The 17,147-nt window shown below is 34.8% G+C and carries 13 protein-coding genes; all 13 read left to right on the top strand.

Going from position 1 to position 17,147, the window contains the following annotated elements; translation table 11 throughout:
• Positions 1-139 precede the first annotated feature (139 nt).
• The 13 genes from ACTXGU_RS06190 (at position 140) to ACTXGU_RS06250 (ending at position 17,099) form a co-directional block, all read left to right on the top strand.
• Positions 140-601 carry a DUF441 domain-containing protein gene (locus tag ACTXGU_RS06190; RefSeq protein ID WP_443480627.1) on the top strand — a complete coding sequence of 154 codons (462 nt, stop codon included), beginning with the start codon at positions 140-142 and terminating at the stop codon, positions 599-601.
• Between the two features lie 844 nt (positions 602-1,445).
• Entirely contained in the window at positions 1,446-2,564 is a 1,119-nt protein-coding gene (gene citZ / locus ACTXGU_RS06195; protein ID WP_443480628.1) for a citrate synthase, read from the top strand.
• 405 nt (positions 2,565-2,969) lie between these two features.
• Positions 2,970-4,238 carry an NADP-dependent isocitrate dehydrogenase gene (gene icd, locus ACTXGU_RS06200; RefSeq protein ID WP_443480629.1) on the top strand — a complete coding sequence of 423 codons (1,269 nt, stop codon included), beginning with the start codon at positions 2,970-2,972 and terminating at the stop codon, positions 4,236-4,238.
• Positions 4,239-4,772: 534 nt separating this feature from the next.
• Positions 4,773-5,483 (top strand): winged helix-turn-helix domain-containing protein, encoded by a 711-nt coding sequence (locus ACTXGU_RS06205; RefSeq protein ID WP_443480630.1) that lies wholly within the window; start codon positions 4,773-4,775, stop codon positions 5,481-5,483.
• Positions 5,484-7,244 (top strand): two-component system histidine kinase PnpS, encoded by a 1,761-nt coding sequence (gene pnpS, locus ACTXGU_RS06210; protein ID WP_443480631.1) that lies wholly within the window; start codon positions 5,484-5,486, stop codon positions 7,242-7,244.
• Positions 7,245-7,755: 511 nt separating this feature from the next.
• Complete coding sequence (polA, locus tag ACTXGU_RS06215; RefSeq protein WP_443480632.1) at positions 7,756-10,380, top strand: DNA polymerase I; 2,625 nt, start codon at positions 7,756-7,758, stop codon at positions 10,378-10,380.
• 20 nt (positions 10,381-10,400) lie between these two features.
• A complete protein-coding gene (mutM, locus tag ACTXGU_RS06220; RefSeq protein WP_443480633.1) occupies positions 10,401-11,225 on the top strand; it encodes a DNA-formamidopyrimidine glycosylase in 825 nt (274 codons plus the stop codon).
• Positions 11,226-11,430: 205 nt separating this feature from the next.
• Positions 11,431-12,066, top strand: coding sequence for a sporulation membrane protein YtaF (ytaF, locus tag ACTXGU_RS06225; protein ID WP_443480634.1), 636 nt, complete (start codon positions 11,431-11,433; stop codon positions 12,064-12,066).
• A gap of 77 nt (positions 12,067-12,143) precedes the next feature.
• A complete protein-coding gene (gene coaE, locus ACTXGU_RS06230) occupies positions 12,144-12,743 on the top strand; it encodes a dephospho-CoA kinase (protein WP_443480635.1) in 600 nt (199 codons plus the stop codon).
• Positions 12,744-12,971: 228 nt separating this feature from the next.
• Positions 12,972-13,427, top strand: coding sequence for a transcriptional regulator NrdR (gene nrdR / locus ACTXGU_RS06235; protein WP_443480636.1), 456 nt, complete (start codon positions 12,972-12,974; stop codon positions 13,425-13,427).
• Between the two features lie 159 nt (positions 13,428-13,586).
• Positions 13,587-14,987 (top strand): replication initiation and membrane attachment family protein, encoded by a 1,401-nt coding sequence (locus ACTXGU_RS06240; protein WP_443480637.1) that lies wholly within the window; start codon positions 13,587-13,589, stop codon positions 14,985-14,987.
• A 15-nt stretch (positions 14,988-15,002) separates the two neighbouring features.
• The gene (gene dnaI, locus ACTXGU_RS06245) at positions 15,003-15,932 is read left to right on the top strand and encodes a primosomal protein DnaI (protein WP_443480638.1); all 930 of its coding nucleotides are present in this window, start codon (positions 15,003-15,005) and stop codon (positions 15,930-15,932) included.
• A gap of 291 nt (positions 15,933-16,223) precedes the next feature.
• Positions 16,224-17,099, top strand: a complete 876-nt coding sequence (locus tag ACTXGU_RS06250; RefSeq protein ID WP_443480639.1) for a putative sporulation protein YtxC — start codon at positions 16,224-16,226, stop codon at positions 17,097-17,099.
• Positions 17,100-17,147: the final 48 nt, after the last annotated feature.

Raw genomic sequence — 17,147 nt, forward strand, 5'->3', positions numbered from 1 at the left:
TCCGTAGTGGAAAGCAACCTCAACAATAAAAAACAAGCCTTACTTTTTATTGTTCTAAACCAAGTCCTCAAACGAATTTGAAGGTGCGAAGTTTGAATATTTAACTTATGATATAATAGTGAAGAAAGGAGCTTTGTTTGTGTTTTCACAATCGTTTTTATTTTTATATCTTTTAGCTATCATTGCTTTTATTGCCAAAAATAATTCGTTGCTTTTTGCCGTTGTATTTTTATTATGTATGAAAATAATTGGTTTAGATACTAAAACCTTTTCCTTGATTCAATCTAAAGGCATAAATTGGGGTGTAACGATTATTACGATTGCTGTTCTTGTCCCTATTGCAACAGGTGATATTGGATTTAAAGATTTAACCTATACATTTAAATCACCGTTTGCTTGGATTGCTTTAATTTCAGGAATAGTAGTGGCTCTTTTAGCAAAAGGAGGAATTACCCTTTTGGCTGAAGATCCACAAATTACAACAGCATTAGTTCTTGGCACCATATTAGCTGTATCTATTTTTAATGGTGTTGCAGTCGGGCCTCTTATTGGGGCGGGAATTGCTTACATTGCCATCAAAGCAATGGAATGGATTAAGTGAACGAAAGAGGAGAGTTAGTCACATCTAGTATTACATAGCGTCCTTGTGGCAGCTTTATCTTTGGGTGTTTTCTCAAAGATTGTTGTTTTTTACATAAAAAAACATTTGAAAAAGTGTAACAATAAAGTAGAAGATTTAACAAGTCAGACAAAAATCTAACCCATTCTTATATGGATAGAGATGTCTGCCTTTTTTTTGATTGACTAAAAGTTTTTAATATTAATCGCTTTTTTATAAGTTTATCTTATGATAAACGATAACTTTATTATAATTTACTTATGAATAGGATTATATTAAAATCGGTAAATAGGGAATAGGAAAAATGAAAAGTGTGAATTGTTCGACTATAATCCTATTTTTAGTATATGATTATAAAGAGAGGATAATACATATGATGAAAGATGTATTTAACGCTCGCGAAACATTTGACTTAGATGGGAAGCGTTAAATTTGGTATTAATTAGCTTCATTAGAAGAAGTTGGAATCGATAAAGTTTCCAACCTACCATATTCTTTTAGCGTTCTAATAGAATCCGTTTTAAGATGAATGGATGGTTTTGTTCATATATCATAATTTTGTGGTAACGAGTTAGATATGTGTCTAGCTTCACAGTACAGGATGTACAAGTGCCGATATTGCCACAGGGCGTGGCGTAATTAATCGATTTTCCATGTTTGCGTAGTTGGTTGATTTACCTCTCTTGCGCTCTTAATAGGCCAGTGTTTTTCTTGCTACACTGTATAGGAAAGTTAATCTAATGCAGGCGATAATAATTTTTATAATAACTGTGGAAATGAAGTTTACTATATAGGAAACGAATTCAAGAGTAAAGGAGAGAGGCGTATGACAGTTATAAGAGGTCTAGAAGGGATAATAGCGACAACTTCTTCTATCAGCTCTATTATTGATGATTCATTAGCGTATGTTGGATATGATATTGACTCATTAGCAGAACATGCTAGTTTTGAAGAAATTGTCTTTTTATTATGGAATAGAAAATTACCAACAGACATAGAGTTAAGAAAATTTCAACAAGAGTTGGCGGAACATGCTGAACTTCCGGATTCGTTCATTGAGCAGCTTAAAATTATGCCGTTAAAGCAGGTTCATCCAATGGCAGCTCTTCGTTCAGCAGTTTCTCTTCTTGGCGTGTATGATGAAAGTGCTGAATTGATGGATGATAAATCGAATTATTTAAAAGCAGTGAAACTACAGGCGAAGATGCCAACCATCGTAACAGCGTTTTCCCGCTTAAGAAAGGGATTAGAACCAATTGGTCCTAGAAAGGATCTTAGCATTGCTGCAAACTTTCTATACATGTTAACAGGGGAAGAACCAGAGCCAATTGCAATTGAAGCCTTTAATAAAGCATTAGTATTGCATGCAGATCATGAGTTAAATGCGTCTACGTTTACAGCACGTGTTTGTGTAGCAACGTTATCCGATATTTATTCTGGCATTACTTCCGCAATCGGTGCTTTAAAAGGACCGTTGCATGGCGGTGCAAATGAAGCAGTTATGAAAATGTTGACAGAAATAGGAAGTTTAGAAAATGTTGATGCTTATATAAAAGAAAAAATGGCTAAGAAAGAAAAAATCATGGGATTCGGCCATCGTGTTTATCGAAAAGGAGATCCACGTGCAAAACATTTGAAAATAATGGCGAAAAAATTAACTGATTTAACAGGTGAAAGTTATCTTTATGATATGAGTGTAAAAATAGAGACGATGTTAAAACAAGAAAAAAATCTTGTACCAAATGTCGATTTCTTTTCCGCGTCTGTCTATCATAGTCTTAAAATTGATCATGATTTATTTACACCAATATTTGCAGTCAGCAGGGTATCTGGATGGCTTGCCCATATATTAGAGCAATATGACAACAATCGGTTAATTAGACCTAGAGCAGATTATGTAGGACCTGAAAGATTAGCATATATTCCAGTAGATGAACGCTCCTAAAGCGGGTTATCTTTTTAGTGATAAAAGGTGAATAATTTTTATCAGGTGAAATAGAACCTGATTCCCTGAAGTTTCAGCTAACTAAAACGAGTTCACCTATAAAAACAATAATGATGTTGTGTACTAAAGTAATTACTTTTTATAGGCACTGTTAAACGATAATGTTATTTAATGGGAAGGGAGTCGATTCCCTGACCTTTTGAAAATCAACAATGGAATTTAACAGAGTCTTTTTATAAAATAATGAAAGATTTTTGAAGTTAGATGGATGTCTAGCTCCGGCGCCTAGCATCTGGGAAAGATAACCTCTTGTGTCTATTCAAGAGAACATTTTTCTTCGGGGCTGAGCAAGGCGTCTGCGCTTTTCTCATAAAGGACATAAAATTCTTAGACGGAGGGATTTACATGCAAGGTGAAAAAATTACAGTCGTTGATGGAGTATTAAATGTACCAGCAAATCCAATAGTTCCTTATATTGAGGGAGATGGAATTGGTCCTGATATTTGGGCTGCAGCTTCCAGAGTATTAGATGCTGCTGTAGAAAAGGCTTATGATGGATCACGAAAAATCGTATGGAAAGAAGTACTTGCAGGTGAAAAAGCGTATAATCAAACAGGGGAATGGCTGCCTTCTGAAACATTAGATGTTATTAATGAATATTTAATCGCTATTAAAGGGCCATTAACAACGCCTGTTGGCGGCGGAATTCGTTCCCTGAATGTAGCGTTGCGACAAGAGTTGGATCTTTTTGTATGTTTACGTCCGGTAAGATGGTTTGAAGGCGTGCCTTCTCCAGTAAAAAGACCACAAGATACAGATATGGTCATTTTTCGCGAAAATACAGAAGATATTTATGCTGGTATTGAATATGAAAAAGGCTCAGAAGCTGTTGAAAAACTGATATCATTTCTTCAAAATGAAATGGGAGTAAATAAAATCCGCTTCCCTGAAACTTCTGGAATCGGAATTAAACCAGTATCACAAGAAGGGACAAGTCGCCTTGTTCGTTCAGCAATTAATTATGCCATTAAAGAAGGCAGAAAATCAGTTACGCTTGTACATAAGGGTAATATTATGAAATATACGGAAGGTGCTTTTAAAAACTGGGGCTACGAATTAGCAGAAAAAGAATTCGGAGACAAAGTGTTTACGTGGGCACAATACGACCGAATTAAAGAAGAACAAGGGGCAGATGCAGCAAATAAGGCACAAGCGGAAGCTGAGAGCTTAGGAAAAATAATTGTAAAAGATTCGATTGCCGATATCTTTTTACAACAAATATTAACTAGACCATTAGAATTTGACGTAGTAGCAACTATGAATTTAAATGGCGACTATATTTCAGATGCTCTTGCAGCACAAGTTGGTGGAATTGGAATTGCACCTGGAGCAAATATTAATTATGAAACAGGACATGCCATTTTTGAAGCAACACATGGTACAGCACCAAAATACGCTGGCTTGGATAAAGTAAATCCTTCATCTGTTATTCTTTCAGGTGTTCTGCTATTAGAACATTTAGGCTGGGGAGAAGCTGCTCAATTAGTAATTCAATCAGTAGAAGAAACAATTGCTTCTAAAGTAGTAACATATGATTTCGCCCGTTTAATGGACGGAGCAACAGAAGTAAAATGTTCTGAGTTTGGTGATGAACTGATTAAAAATATGAAGTAATACAGATAAGATTTTGTGGGAAGAGTATTTAAAGAGACTCTTCCCTCTTTTTAATTTTGGCTGTTTTCTAAAAGTTTATTGTTTTTGAATAAAATAATAAGCATAGCTGAAGCACTGAGCAGCCTGAATACACGTAGACTCCTGCTTAGAAAAGCGAGAAAGACGAGACCTCACAGGAGCCTGGCGACGAGGAGGATCGGCACTCGTCCGCGGAAAGCGAAGTGTATTCAGGCTGCGGGTTAAATAACAACAATTTATACGGAAAGAGCCTTAATTTTTAAAGGTGAATAGAACGAAATTATGGATAGAACAATTAATGGAGAAGCAGAAATTGTTCATTTATTTAGGGATGGAAGCGCTTTTTATGCTTCAGCTGCTTTCTTGACGGAAATATGTGAAATGAACGGATGGAATAATACGATATGCACTTCAATGTGCGAAAAACCAACGTTTTCTTTTATGAAATGTATATATTATAATAAAAGGGGGAAAATGGGGGATTCATAGGGGAATTATAATATTTGGAGGCAATGTATGAAAAAGAAAGTTCTTGTCGTAGATGATGAACAGTCTATATTAACACTAATACAGTATAACCTACAGCAGGCGGGTTATGATGTTATAACGGCGATGGATGGAGAAGAGGGCATGAATCTGGCATTAACAACTAATCCTGATGTTATTTTGTTAGATTTAATGTTGCCAAAATTAGATGGCATGGAAGTTTGCAAGCAACTTCGTCATCAACGAATAAATACTCCTATTCTTATGTTAACAGCAAAAGATGATGAATTAGATAAAATACTTGGATTAGAATTGGGTGCAGATGATTATATGACAAAACCTTTTAGTCCAAGGGAAGTAATTGCCAGAATAAAAGCTGTATTAAGAAGATCCCAGTATCAGTCTGAAGTACCGCAAAAAGAACCACAAGAAGATGATAGTATTGGTATTGGTGAATTAAAAATATTTCCTAATTTTTATGAAGCATATTTTAAAGAAGAATTATTAGAGCTTACTCCAAAAGAATTTGAATTATTGCTGTATTTGGCAAAACATAAGGGACGTGTTCTGACAAGGGATCAGCTATTAAGTGCAGTTTGGAATTATGATTTTGTTGGAGACACACGGATTGTAGACGTACATATAAGCCATTTAAGGGAGAAAATGGAGAGTAATACAAAAAAACCGATTTATATAAAAACGATCCGTGGTTTAGGATATAAACTTGAGGAACCAAAGTAAATGCGAAAGTTTAAATCAAAATTGCTTTCTAGTCTTTTATTACTTGTATTTATTGTTTTTCTGCTAATTGGTTTAATTCTCGGCCAACTAAACAAAAAATCTTATTTACAGTCATATGACCAAAGAATGAAAAGGGAAAGTATGTTCTTGGCAAATGAAATTGAAAATGCTGGTGGCATTGATTCTGTAAAGGCATCTACAATTAAAGAATATAGTGAATTGTTAGACTTGCAAATTACGATTACAGATAAAAAAGGAACGATTCTTTTTGATGAAGGACAAATGGAAGAAAGTTTACATGGTGCTCATATAAAGGCAATTGAATCGATTATCAGAAAGGGAAGGACAAACATGGAAGTGGGTGGGAATGCAGATTTTCATTATTATTCCAACGTCCTATCATTTAAAAATCAAAAGCAAGGATATTTATTTTTAAGTATAAAACTACAAGACATTCAGTATGCATACCATCAAATCAATGGGATTGTTATTGTTTCTCTAGTTGTTGCCTTTGCTCTACTATCATTAATAGGATTTAAACTGATTTATCGTTATATGAGACCGGTAGAATCGGCTACAAAAGTTGCTTCTGAACTTGCCAACGGAAATTATCATGCTCGTACTTATGAAGATCGAGTCGATGGAACGGGCGTGCTTAGCTCATCTATTAATACTTTAGCGAAAAATTTTCAGGATATGGTGAAAGCCCAGGAAATCCAACAAGATCGCCTAGGTACATTAATCGAGAGTATTGGAAGTGGGCTCTTACTTATTGATAGCAGAGGATATATTAATTTAATTAATAAAGCATATAAGGACTTGTTTTCTGTTCATTCTTCTGATTATTTATATAAACTCTATTATAAAGTTTTAGATCATCGGGAAATTACTGATCTAGTAGAAGAGATTTTTATGACGGAACAAAAAGTGGTAAGAGAGCTTGTTCTACAAGTAAATGAAGATAATAGAAATTTTCAAGTATACGGTGTGCCAATTATCGGTGCAAACGATGTATGGATGGGAATATTATTGGTTTTCCATGAAATAACTGAATTAAAAAAGTTAGAACAAATCCGAAAAGACTTTGTTGCGAATGTATCGCATGAATTGAAAACACCAATTACGTCCATTAAAGGATTTTCTGAAACACTATTAGATGGAGCAATGGAAAATAAAGAGACATTGGTAGAATTCTTAAGGATTATTTTAAAAGAAAGTGACCGGATGCAGCAGTTGATTCAAGATTTACTTGATTTAACAAAGTTGGAGCAGCATGGATTCTCATTAATACGTGAACGATTAAATATTTTAGATATTTTAGATGAGGCCATTAAGATTTTATGGAAAAAAGCGGAAACGAAAGAGTTGGAATTAATTTTTAAACAAAAAGAAGAAAGTATATGGATTGAAGGAGACAGAGGCAGACTAACACAAGTGTTTCTTAACCTCATTTCAAATGCTATTTCGTACACGCCTAATGGTGGGAAAATAACGGTTTCTGTTTTAGAAAGACGTAAAGATGTCATTGTTTTTGTGGAAGATACTGGTATAGGGATTGAAAACAGTGAAATAACGAGGATTTTTGAACGCTTTTATCGAGTAGATAAAGCAAGAAGCAGAAATTCCGGAGGTACAGGTTTAGGACTAGCAATCGTAAAACATTTAATCGAATTACATAAGGGGACGATTAAAGTAGAAAGCAAAATAGGGAAAGGGACCACTTTTCAAGTACAATTAAAAAAGGAACTTCCTTATTTGTGAGTGATTAAATAGAAGGGTCATTAGATTGTAGGTGTGCTTTGTTGAGGACTAGAGGTCACAACAGTGTGAACAGATTCGCCAGTGATGGTTCTCAACCTTTATAAAACAATTTGTACGAGTTTACACTACTTTTACAAACTATTTATAATCTATTAATACTTCCTTGCTACAATGTTTGGTGAAGACCCCCTTATCCATAAGGCTAAGTCGAGAGCCGAAAGCTACCCCGCTTTCGGCTCTCACCTATCTATAAGACAGTTGAGAGCTGTAAGAAAAGCTGTCGCAGAAATTCGACAGTAATTTTCCCCAGACTTTTTGAAAACCTCTATTAAGCCTATTAAAACAGCAGCCGCATTTAAAATATTCCATTAACCTCCTTTTATGAGCCTTTTTGAAAGGTACTGCTTTCCTTACAATCTTTTTATCCGCATGGTAAAATAGAGTGAACGAAATAATAATAGTATTTAGGTAATTACATACATATCGTGAATAATTAAGGAGGATTTTTATTTTGACAAAAAAGCTCATTTTAATAGATGGAAACAGCATTGCTTATCGTGCCTTTTTTGCACTGCCGCTTTTAAATAATGATAAAGGGGTGCATACTAACGCAGTTTATGGGTTTACGATGATGTTAATGAAAATATTAGAAGATGAAAAGCCGAGTAATGTACTGGTAGCATTTGATGCAGGTAAAACAACTTTTCGGCATAATACATTCAGTGAATATAAAGGAGGCCGCCAAAAGACACCTCCTGAATTATCGGAACAATTTCCATACATTAGAGAATTGTTGAATGCATTTGGCATCCGCCATTATGAATTGGAGAATTATGAAGCAGATGACATAATCGGGACGTTATCCTTGCAAGGAGAAAAAGAAGGCTATGAAGTCATCGTAATCTCTGGTGACAAGGATTTAACCCAGTTAAGCTCTGAAAAAACAACGGTGTATATTACAAAAAAAGGTATCACGGACATAGAAACGTATACCCCAAATCATATTCAAGAAAAATACGGTTTAAAACCAGAACAAATCATTGATATGAAAGGGTTGATGGGCGACAGCTCTGATAATATTCCCGGCGTTCCAGGTGTAGGAGAAAAGACGGCCATTAAGCTTCTAAAAGAATTCCAAACACTAGAAACTCTATTGCAGTCGATTGATCAAGTGAGTGGGAAAAAATTAAAAGAGAAGCTGGAAGAATTTAAAGACCAGGCAATCATGAGTAAAGAACTTGCTACGATTACAAGAGAAGCGCCACTGGCAATTGGCTTAAATGAAGTGGAGTATCCTGGTATGCAGGCAGACAAGTTAAAGGGAATCTTTAAAGAACTAGGGTTTAATTCCTTGTTAGCAAAATTAGGAGACGATGTTGCAGAAGAGGAAGTAAGCCTTGATAAGATAGAGTATAAGGAAGTAATTGAAATTTCTAAAGACATTTTTGCAGATGAAAACGTAATGTATGTAGAAATACTAGACGATAACTATCATTATGCTCCTATTATCGGTCTTTCCCTAGTAAACGAAAAAGGTGCATTCTATCTTCCGATAAAGCTTGTACTAGAATCTGAAGTTTTCAAAGAGTGGGCAGAAGATGAAACAAGCAAAAAAATTGTGTACGATGCAAAACGTTCCGAAGTGTCTTTAAGGCATAAAGGGATTCATTTAAAGGGCATCACGTTTGATGTTTTACTTGCAGCCTATATAGCAGATCCTTCTGTCACCATTGAAGACGTTGCATCGGTTGCCAAAAAATACGGATATATGAATATCCAATCAGATGAAGCATTTTATGGAAAAGGTGCAAAACGAAAAGTACCAGAAGAAGCTATCCTTTCTGAACATCTAGTTCGAAAAACGCTGGCACTTGCAGCAATAATTGACAAAATGGAAGAAGAACTAAAAGAAAACGGACAAGAAGCATTATTTTATGATTTAGAAATGCCGTTAAGCCTTGTGCTTGCAGATATGGAGTTTACAGGAATTAAAGTGGATTTAGACAGACTCCAAACAATGGGCGCAGAAATTAATGAGCGATTAAAAGAAATTGAAAGCCGCATTTATGAATTAGCTGGAGAAACGTTTAATATTAATTCGCCGAAACAGCTTGGTGTTATTCTTTTTGAAAAACTTGGTTTGCCTGTTATTAAAAAAACAAAAACGGGCTATTCTACTTCAGCAGATGTACTCGATCAGCTAGCAAGTTCTCATGAAGTCATTGGAGAAATTTTAAACTATCGACAATTAGGAAAACTTCAATCAACGTATATTGAAGGACTGCAAAAAGTGGTTCATAACAGTAAAATACACACTCGTTTTAATCAAGCATTAACACAAACAGGACGGTTAAGTTCAACAGATCCGAACCTACAAAATATCCCGATTCGTTTAGAAGAAGGAAGAAAAATTAGACAAGCGTTTGTGCCTTCAGAAGAGGGCTGGATTGTTTTTGCGGCGGATTATAGTCAAATCGAGCTGCGAGTTCTAGCAGATATAGCGAATGACGAAAAATTGATTGAAGCATTTAAAGAAGACCACGATATTCATACAGAAACAGCGATGTCTGTTTTTCATGTGGACGCGGATGAAGTAACTTCTAATATGCGTAGACATGCAAAAGCAGTTAACTTTGGCATTGTGTATGGAATTAGTGACTATGGTTTATCACAAAGCCTTCATATCACAAGAAAAGAAGCAGCAAGGTTTATTGAACGGTATTTAGAAAGCTACCCTGGTGTAAAAAATTATATGGAGGAAATTGTTGCTGACGCAAAACAACAAGGTTTTGTATCCACATTGCTTCATAGAAGAAGATATTTGCCTGAGATTACGAGCAGAAACTTTAATGTAAGAAGCTTTGCAGAAAGAACGGCGATGAATACACCGATTCAAGGAAGTGCTGCGGACATTATTAAAAAAGCTATGATTGAAATGGCGAAGCGTATAGAAGCAGAAGGTTTAAAAACACGATTATTATTACAAGTGCATGATGAATTAATATTCGAAGCGCCAAAAGATGAAATTGAAAAGTTAAAAGAAGTCGTTCCTGATGTAATGGAACATGCAGTAGAATTAAAAGTCCCATTAAAAGTGGATTATTCATACGGAGATACATGGTTTGATGCAAAGTAAAGGAAATGAGGAGAAAACTATTGCCAGAATTACCTGAAGTGGAAACAGTCAGAAGAACATTAAAAGAACTAACGCTGCACAAGGTTATAAAAGAAGTCGTTGTTTCTTGGGCAAAAATGATAAAAAAACCAGAAAATGTCGAAGAATTTTCTGATGCATTAGTTGGACAAACAATAGAAGATGTACAAAGAAGAGGAAAGTTTTTATTAATTGTTACGACCGATTTTACGATTGTATCGCATTTACGGATGGAAGGGCGTTATGGCGTATTTTCAGCTGACGATCCAGTTGATAAGCATACTCATGTTATTTTTTATTTTGAAGATGGTACAGAATTGCGCTATAAGGACGTTCGTAAGTTTGGAACGATGCATTTATTTAAAAAAGGGGAAGAGCATCATTCATTGCCTCTGTCTCAACTTGGACCGGAACCATTTGACAGCTCCTTTACGATCATGAATTTTAAAGAAAGATTAGCAAAAACGACAAGAAGCATAAAAACAGCTTTATTGGATCAAAAAATAGTCGTAGGTTTAGGAAATATTTATGTTGATGAAGCGTTGTTTAGAAGTCGCATCCATCCAGAAAGAATAGCAAATACATTAAATGACGAAGAAATCGACTGTTTATACAAAGAAATTATTGCTACATTATCAGAAGCCGTGGAAAAGGGAGGAAGTACGATTCGCTCTTATGTAAATTCTCAAGGGCAAATTGGTATGTTTCAGCTTGAACTGTATGTTTACGGCCGAAAAGGAGAAGCATGCAAAAATTGTGGCACGACATTAGAGAGAACCATTGTCGGAGGCAGAGGAACCGTATATTGCCCTGATTGTCAAAAGTAATAAAAGTCCGTGTTCAAAAAGGTAAAAAATTAGAAGCAAGAAGGTCGAGGCGGAGTAGCTAAGCAAGCTGACGAAGAAATTCGACAGCTATTTTTCCCGGACTTTTTGAACATCCTTTAAAAGAGAAAATCCATTACTTATTTAACATTGGATGGGCTCCTTCCATATATTATAGTACTATTCATTAGGAAGGGGCTTTTTTCATATGGCACAAGTAATTTCTCTTATTTTGCTGGCACTAGCTGTAAGTATCGATAACTTTAGTGTAGGTTTCACTTATGGTCTTAGAAAAATGAAGATACCTTTTAAATCAATCTTCATTATTGCTTGCTGCTCAGGATTTACATTATTAGTGGGAATGTTTTTTGGGCATGTGATTTCCCGCATATTTTCTCCAAACTTTGCAGAAAGTATCGGCGGTTTTATTTTAATATTATTAGGCATTTGGATTTTATTTCAATTTTTCCGGCCTTCAAAGGAAAAAGAAGTATTAACACATGAAAAAAATATTATTAATTTTGAGATTAAGTCCCTTGGTATTGTTATTAATATATTAAAAAAGCCAATGTCTGCTGATTTTGATAACTCTGGTACGATAACTGGAATGGAAGCAGTCGTACTAGGGCTTGCATTATCTTTAGATGCATTTGGTGCGGGGATAGGCGCCTCTATGCTAGGGTTTTCTCCTGTTTATTTAACCATTGCTGTTATTGGGATGAGTACTTCTTTTGTTTCTTTGGGAATAATAGGAGGATCTTTTTTTTCGAAAAAGAGCTTCATGGAGAAATTTTCTTTTATTCCTGGTGTTATTTTAATTATTATCGGCATTTTTAAATTATAGAGGTTGTTCAAAAAGTTTCAAGATCTCTTTCAAAACAGCATTAAAAGAGCAAAATTAGAAAAAAGGCAGGAATCATAATGACATTAATTGTGGGGCTGACAGGTGGCATTGCCAGTGGGAAAAGTACTATTTCAGCTTATTTTCAATCACTAAATTTCCCCGTTATTGATGCAGATGTAGAAGCACGGCTTGCAGTAGAAGCAGGTGAACCGGCATATAATGCCATTGTTGCACATTTTGGAACCAGTATTCTTCAAAAAGATGGCAGCATAAATAGAGGGAAGCTTGGTGAAATTGTTTTTAACAATGAAAAGGAAAGAAAAGTATTAAACAGTATCGTTCATCCAGAAGTGCGAAAAAGGATGGATGAAAAGAAAAAAAAGGCGATGGAAGATGAAGCCAAGATGGTTATTTTAGATATTCCGCTATTATTTGAAAATAACTTACATAAGGGCTGCGATCAAACAATCCTCGTTTATGTGGAAGAAGAAATTCAAATAAAACGGTTAATGAAAAGAAACAAACTTTCTTATGAAGAAGCAGTGCTAAGAATTCAAGCGCAAATGCTGCTAACAGAAAAACGTGCTTTAGCAGATGAATTAATTGATAATAATGGAACAATAGAAGGTGCGAAAATGCAGGCAAAAAACATTTTAAAAAAATGGGGCATATTGTAAGTGTTGAATATAGAAATGAAGTTTTGCGAATGAAGAGCGGATGACAGCGAATCAAGACTACTTTTGTGTAAAAGTGGAGTCGTGAGAACATCTTTTTTGGGCTGGTCAAAGCGCTTTCGTTTTTCTTATAAGAAATCCTCACAATTACTTGTACAAATAATTACTTTTCTATAAGATGATAGTAAGTATCAATACATTGCGAAACAATGAATTCGGGAGTTGATAAAGATGAGATGTCCTTCATGTCAACATAACAATACTCGTGTTCTTGATTCACGACCTGTTGATGATAGTCGCTCGATCCGAAGAAGAAGAGAGTGTGAAGTTTGCGGATATCGCTTTACTACTTTTGAAAAAGTAGAAGAAATCCCTTTAATAGTTGTGAAAAAAGAAGGCACACGGGAAGAGTTTAGCCGTGATAAAATATTACGAGGACTAATAAGAGCATGTGAAAAAAGACCGGTTGCGTTAAAACAATTGGAAGAAATAACAGCAATAGTAGAAAAAGAGCTTCGCAGCAATGCTGTTTCAGAAGTTAAAAGTGACATTATCGGCGAAATGGTGATGGATCGACTGGCAGAAGTGGATGAAGTGGCATATGTGCGTTTTGCTTCTGTTTATCGCCAATTTAAAGACATTAATGTCTTTATCAATGAGTTAAAGGAATTAATCAAAAAAGATTAGTTTATGTTCTGTTTCTAACAAATGGAATGATGGTGAAATAGTTTATAATTCACATTATTTCCTAAAAGGGAGCTAAAGGATTCTTTGGCTCTTTTTTGAATTTTAGCATTTCTGTTTCAATAATAAGTGGAATTGGAAGAGGGAGGGATAAGCTGAAATATGGCACAACATTGGCAAGACTTGCTTCCAATTGATAGGTATCATGTAGCTGTTAATGGTTTATTAAATGATTATGATCGGAAAATAATTACCTTTCTATATCAGCCTTTAATCGGTACGTATTGCATCAGTTTATATATGACATTATGGGCAGAGGTGGAAGAAAATCGGCTTTGGTCTACATCTAATTCTCATCATAGCTTAATGAATTTTATGAATTGTGGATTAAAAGAGATTTATGAAGCCAGGTTAAAGTTAGAAGGTATTGGACTATTAAAATCATTTATGAAAAAAGAAGATGAAAATCGCACCTTTATTTATGAAATACAGCCTCCATTAACACCTGAACAATTTTTTCTAGATGGTATGTTAAATGTTTATCTTTATCGGAAAATAGGGAAGGCACAATATGGCCGTTTAAAACGATTCTTTTCCGATCAAAGCAAGCCGGATGCTGGTGATTATCAATCTGTAACAAAAGCATTTCAAGATGTATTTACATCCGATCATAATCGTATTATTCAGTCCAATTATGAATTGGAAAAAGAAGATAAGCTAGAAGAAGAGTCCGTTTATATGGGAAGACAGGAGCAAAATGGGATTCAAATTCAAAATAGCTCTTTTGATTTTGACCTGCTTTTTGCAGGGCTGCATGATTCATTAATATCAAAAAAAGCGTTTACGAAAAAGGTGCTTGATGCCATTCAAAACCTGGCATTTTTATATGGGATTGATGCGATTCAAATGAAAAATATTGTCATTAGTGCCATCAATCAATCGGATGATATTGATATAGAAGAGCTTAGGATTTCTGCAAGAGATTGGTATCAATTTCAGCATAATGATCTGCTGCCGATGCTAGTAGATCGAACCCAGCCTCAGATGCATCAAATGAAAATGGAAAAACCAACAACAAAAGAAGAAGAGTTGTTGCATTACTTGGATCGTACATCCCCAAGACAGCTTTTAAAGGATATATCTGGCGGTGCTGATCCATCGAAAGCCGATTTGCAAATTATTGAGGAAATCATGTTTACTCAAAAGTTATTACCTGGTGTAATAAATGTTCTCATTCAGTATGTTATGCTGAAAACAGATATGAAACTGACAAAAGGTTATATGGAAAAAATTGCTGGACAATGGGTAAGGAAGAATATCCGTACCGTAAAAGATGCGATGGATCTTGCCAAAAAAGAACATCTGCAATATTTAGAATGGGCACAAGGGAAAAATAAGAAACAAACAACCTCTAGGAAAAAAGCTATTCGAACAGAAAAGATTCCAGAATGGTTCGGAGAAGAGCAAGAATCTGGAAATAATAATCATGAGCGAAATGAAAGTGAAGACTTTTTAAAGATTAAACAAGAGCTGGAAGAAGAAATAAAAAATTTAAGAAAATAGGTGGTGAAGACGATTGTGGAAAAAATAAATGATACGCTGCGTAAGCTGGGGGCAAACTCCAGCTTTCAGGAAAGATATAAGGTGATGAAACAAGAAGTGCTTAACCATCCAGATGTACGAGCTTTTTTTCGTGAGCATGAAGAAGAACTTACATCAAATATGGTGGAACTTGGCATGAGCAAATTGTATGAGTTTGCTAATCAAAGTAAGGAATGTAACAAATGCCCGAATCTGCAGTCTTGTATTAATATGATGAAAGGATATCATCCAAAACTCGTGATTATTAGAGGAGCAATTGATATTCAATATGATCGTTGTCCAAGAAAAGTGATGGAGGATAACCAGAAGAAAAAAGAAAAATTAATTCAAAGCTTATATGTTCCTAAGGATATACTAGAAGCTTCTTTCTCCAATATGGATATTGGAGAAGATCGTACAGATGCTGTAAGGGCTGCTATTAATTTTGTAAAGCAGTACGAGCCTGGCCAAAGGCAAAAGGGAATTTATTTTTATGGTAAATTCGGTGTCGGAAAGTCATATATTTTAGGCGCTATTGCCAATGAATTATCCCAAAAGCAAATTTCTTCCATGATTGTATACGTACCAGAGCTTTTTAGAGAAATGAAGAGTTCCATCGGTGACAGCACGTTAAACGAAAAATTAGAAAGAATAAAACGAGAGCCGATACTTATGCTAGACGATATCGGTGCTGAAACGATGTCGAGCTGGATTAGAGATGAAGTGCTTGGACCGATACTGCAATTCAGGATGTTGGAGAATTTACCAACTTTATTCACTTCTAATTTTGACTTTAGTGGATTAGAGCATCATTTAACCTATTCTCAAAGAGGAGAAGAGGAGAAGATGAAAGCGATGAGAGTGATGGAACGAATAAGATATTTAGCAAATCCTATTCATGTAAAAGGACCAAATAAAAGAATGTAATAAAAAAGCGGACATTTTCCAACAGTATAATACTGTGGGAAAATGTCCGCTTTTTTTCTTGTAAATTTACTTCTATTTTTCATATTTCCTCCATATACATGCTATCAGGGATTTCTTTAAAAAATTAGAATTAAATCGACTCAATTTAGATACCTGTCTAGCTCTGGCGCCTAGCCCCTGTGAAAAATAACCTCTTGTCTCTAAAAGTAAAAAACACTTTTTGAGTCAAGAGAGCATTTTTCTTCGGGGCTGATCAAGGCGCCTGCGCTTTTCTTATAAGGGGGGATATGATTGATTGAAATTACTTTTAAACATCTAGATGATGTGAAAAAATTAAAAAAACTCATTCATCATAAGTTCTACCATGTAGAATGGAAGGTAAATGATAATGAAGGAATAAATGAATATTTGTTAGTAATAGGTTGGAAAAAACCTTTTAATAATAGTAGAAATTTAAAAAAATTACAAATGCTTTTTTTTCAATATATTTTAAACAATAAATGTGATGATTGGACAAAGGAAATATTAGCAAAGCAATATTTCTTTAAAGATGAAACGGAACAACGACATATAGTGGAAATTATGCATTCTTTAATAGAAGGAAAAAGAGAAGAACTGGAAAATTTAGTTCATGATGTGGATATAGAAGCATGTTTAACAGAAGCGATTGAAGAAATATTTCAGGGGGATGTTTCCTTTTCTTTCGATTCTTTCGTTACTTTTCGTTTACGTACTTTTATGGAAGTATTAAAAAAATATATAGAAATCTCCATTGATGAATATAAAATGGAGCAGGAATATCAAGTGTTTATTCAAACTTTAAGGGATTTTTTATCCGATCGTGTTTCGAAAAAACAAACTATTCATGTTCTGCTTGATTTAGACATTCAATTTTATGACGAACATTACCGGGAAATGACACAACAAGACATAATGATGATGTGGGATAAAAAATTATTTGCTCATCAGTCGGTGTATATCGATCCTTTTTCCATCGGTCCACTTTTATCATTAGCTCCTAATAAAATTTATTTATATACAGAAGATAGAGAGCAGCCTATTGTTCGAACAATTGTCAATATATTTGAAGAACGTGTGCAAATTTTAGGAAAACAAGACTTTTTTCAAGATGTCAGCATCCTTTCTCGCCGATTCGAACAGAAATAAAGGATTGCCCTTGATTTTCTACCCTTTTAAGCATATAATAACGTACAT

The organism is Niallia sp. 01092, from assembly GCF_052318935.1.
Taxonomy (GTDB): Bacteria; Bacillota; Bacilli; order Bacillales; family Cytobacillaceae; genus Niallia.

Bases quoted from the DNA above. Each gene is read 5' to 3' on its own strand.
- ytaF (WP_443480634.1), top strand. From the start codon at position 11,431: ATGGCACAAGTAATTTCTCTTATTTTGCTGGCACTAGCTGTAAGTATC.
- ACTXGU_RS06205 (WP_443480630.1), top strand. From the start codon at position 4,773: ATGAAAAAGAAAGTTCTTGTCGTAGATGATGAACAGTCTATATTAACA.
- citZ (WP_443480628.1), top strand. From the start codon at position 1,446: ATGACAGTTATAAGAGGTCTAGAAGGGATAATAGCGACAACTTCTTCT.
- pnpS (WP_443480631.1), top strand. From the start codon at position 5,484: ATGCGAAAGTTTAAATCAAAATTGCTTTCTAGTCTTTTATTACTTGTA.
- ACTXGU_RS06240 (WP_443480637.1), top strand. From the start codon at position 13,587: ATGGCACAACATTGGCAAGACTTGCTTCCAATTGATAGGTATCATGTA.
- coaE (WP_443480635.1), top strand. From the start codon at position 12,144: ATGACATTAATTGTGGGGCTGACAGGTGGCATTGCCAGTGGGAAAAGT.
- icd (WP_443480629.1), top strand. From the start codon at position 2,970: ATGCAAGGTGAAAAAATTACAGTCGTTGATGGAGTATTAAATGTACCA.
- nrdR (WP_443480636.1), top strand. From the start codon at position 12,972: ATGAGATGTCCTTCATGTCAACATAACAATACTCGTGTTCTTGATTCA.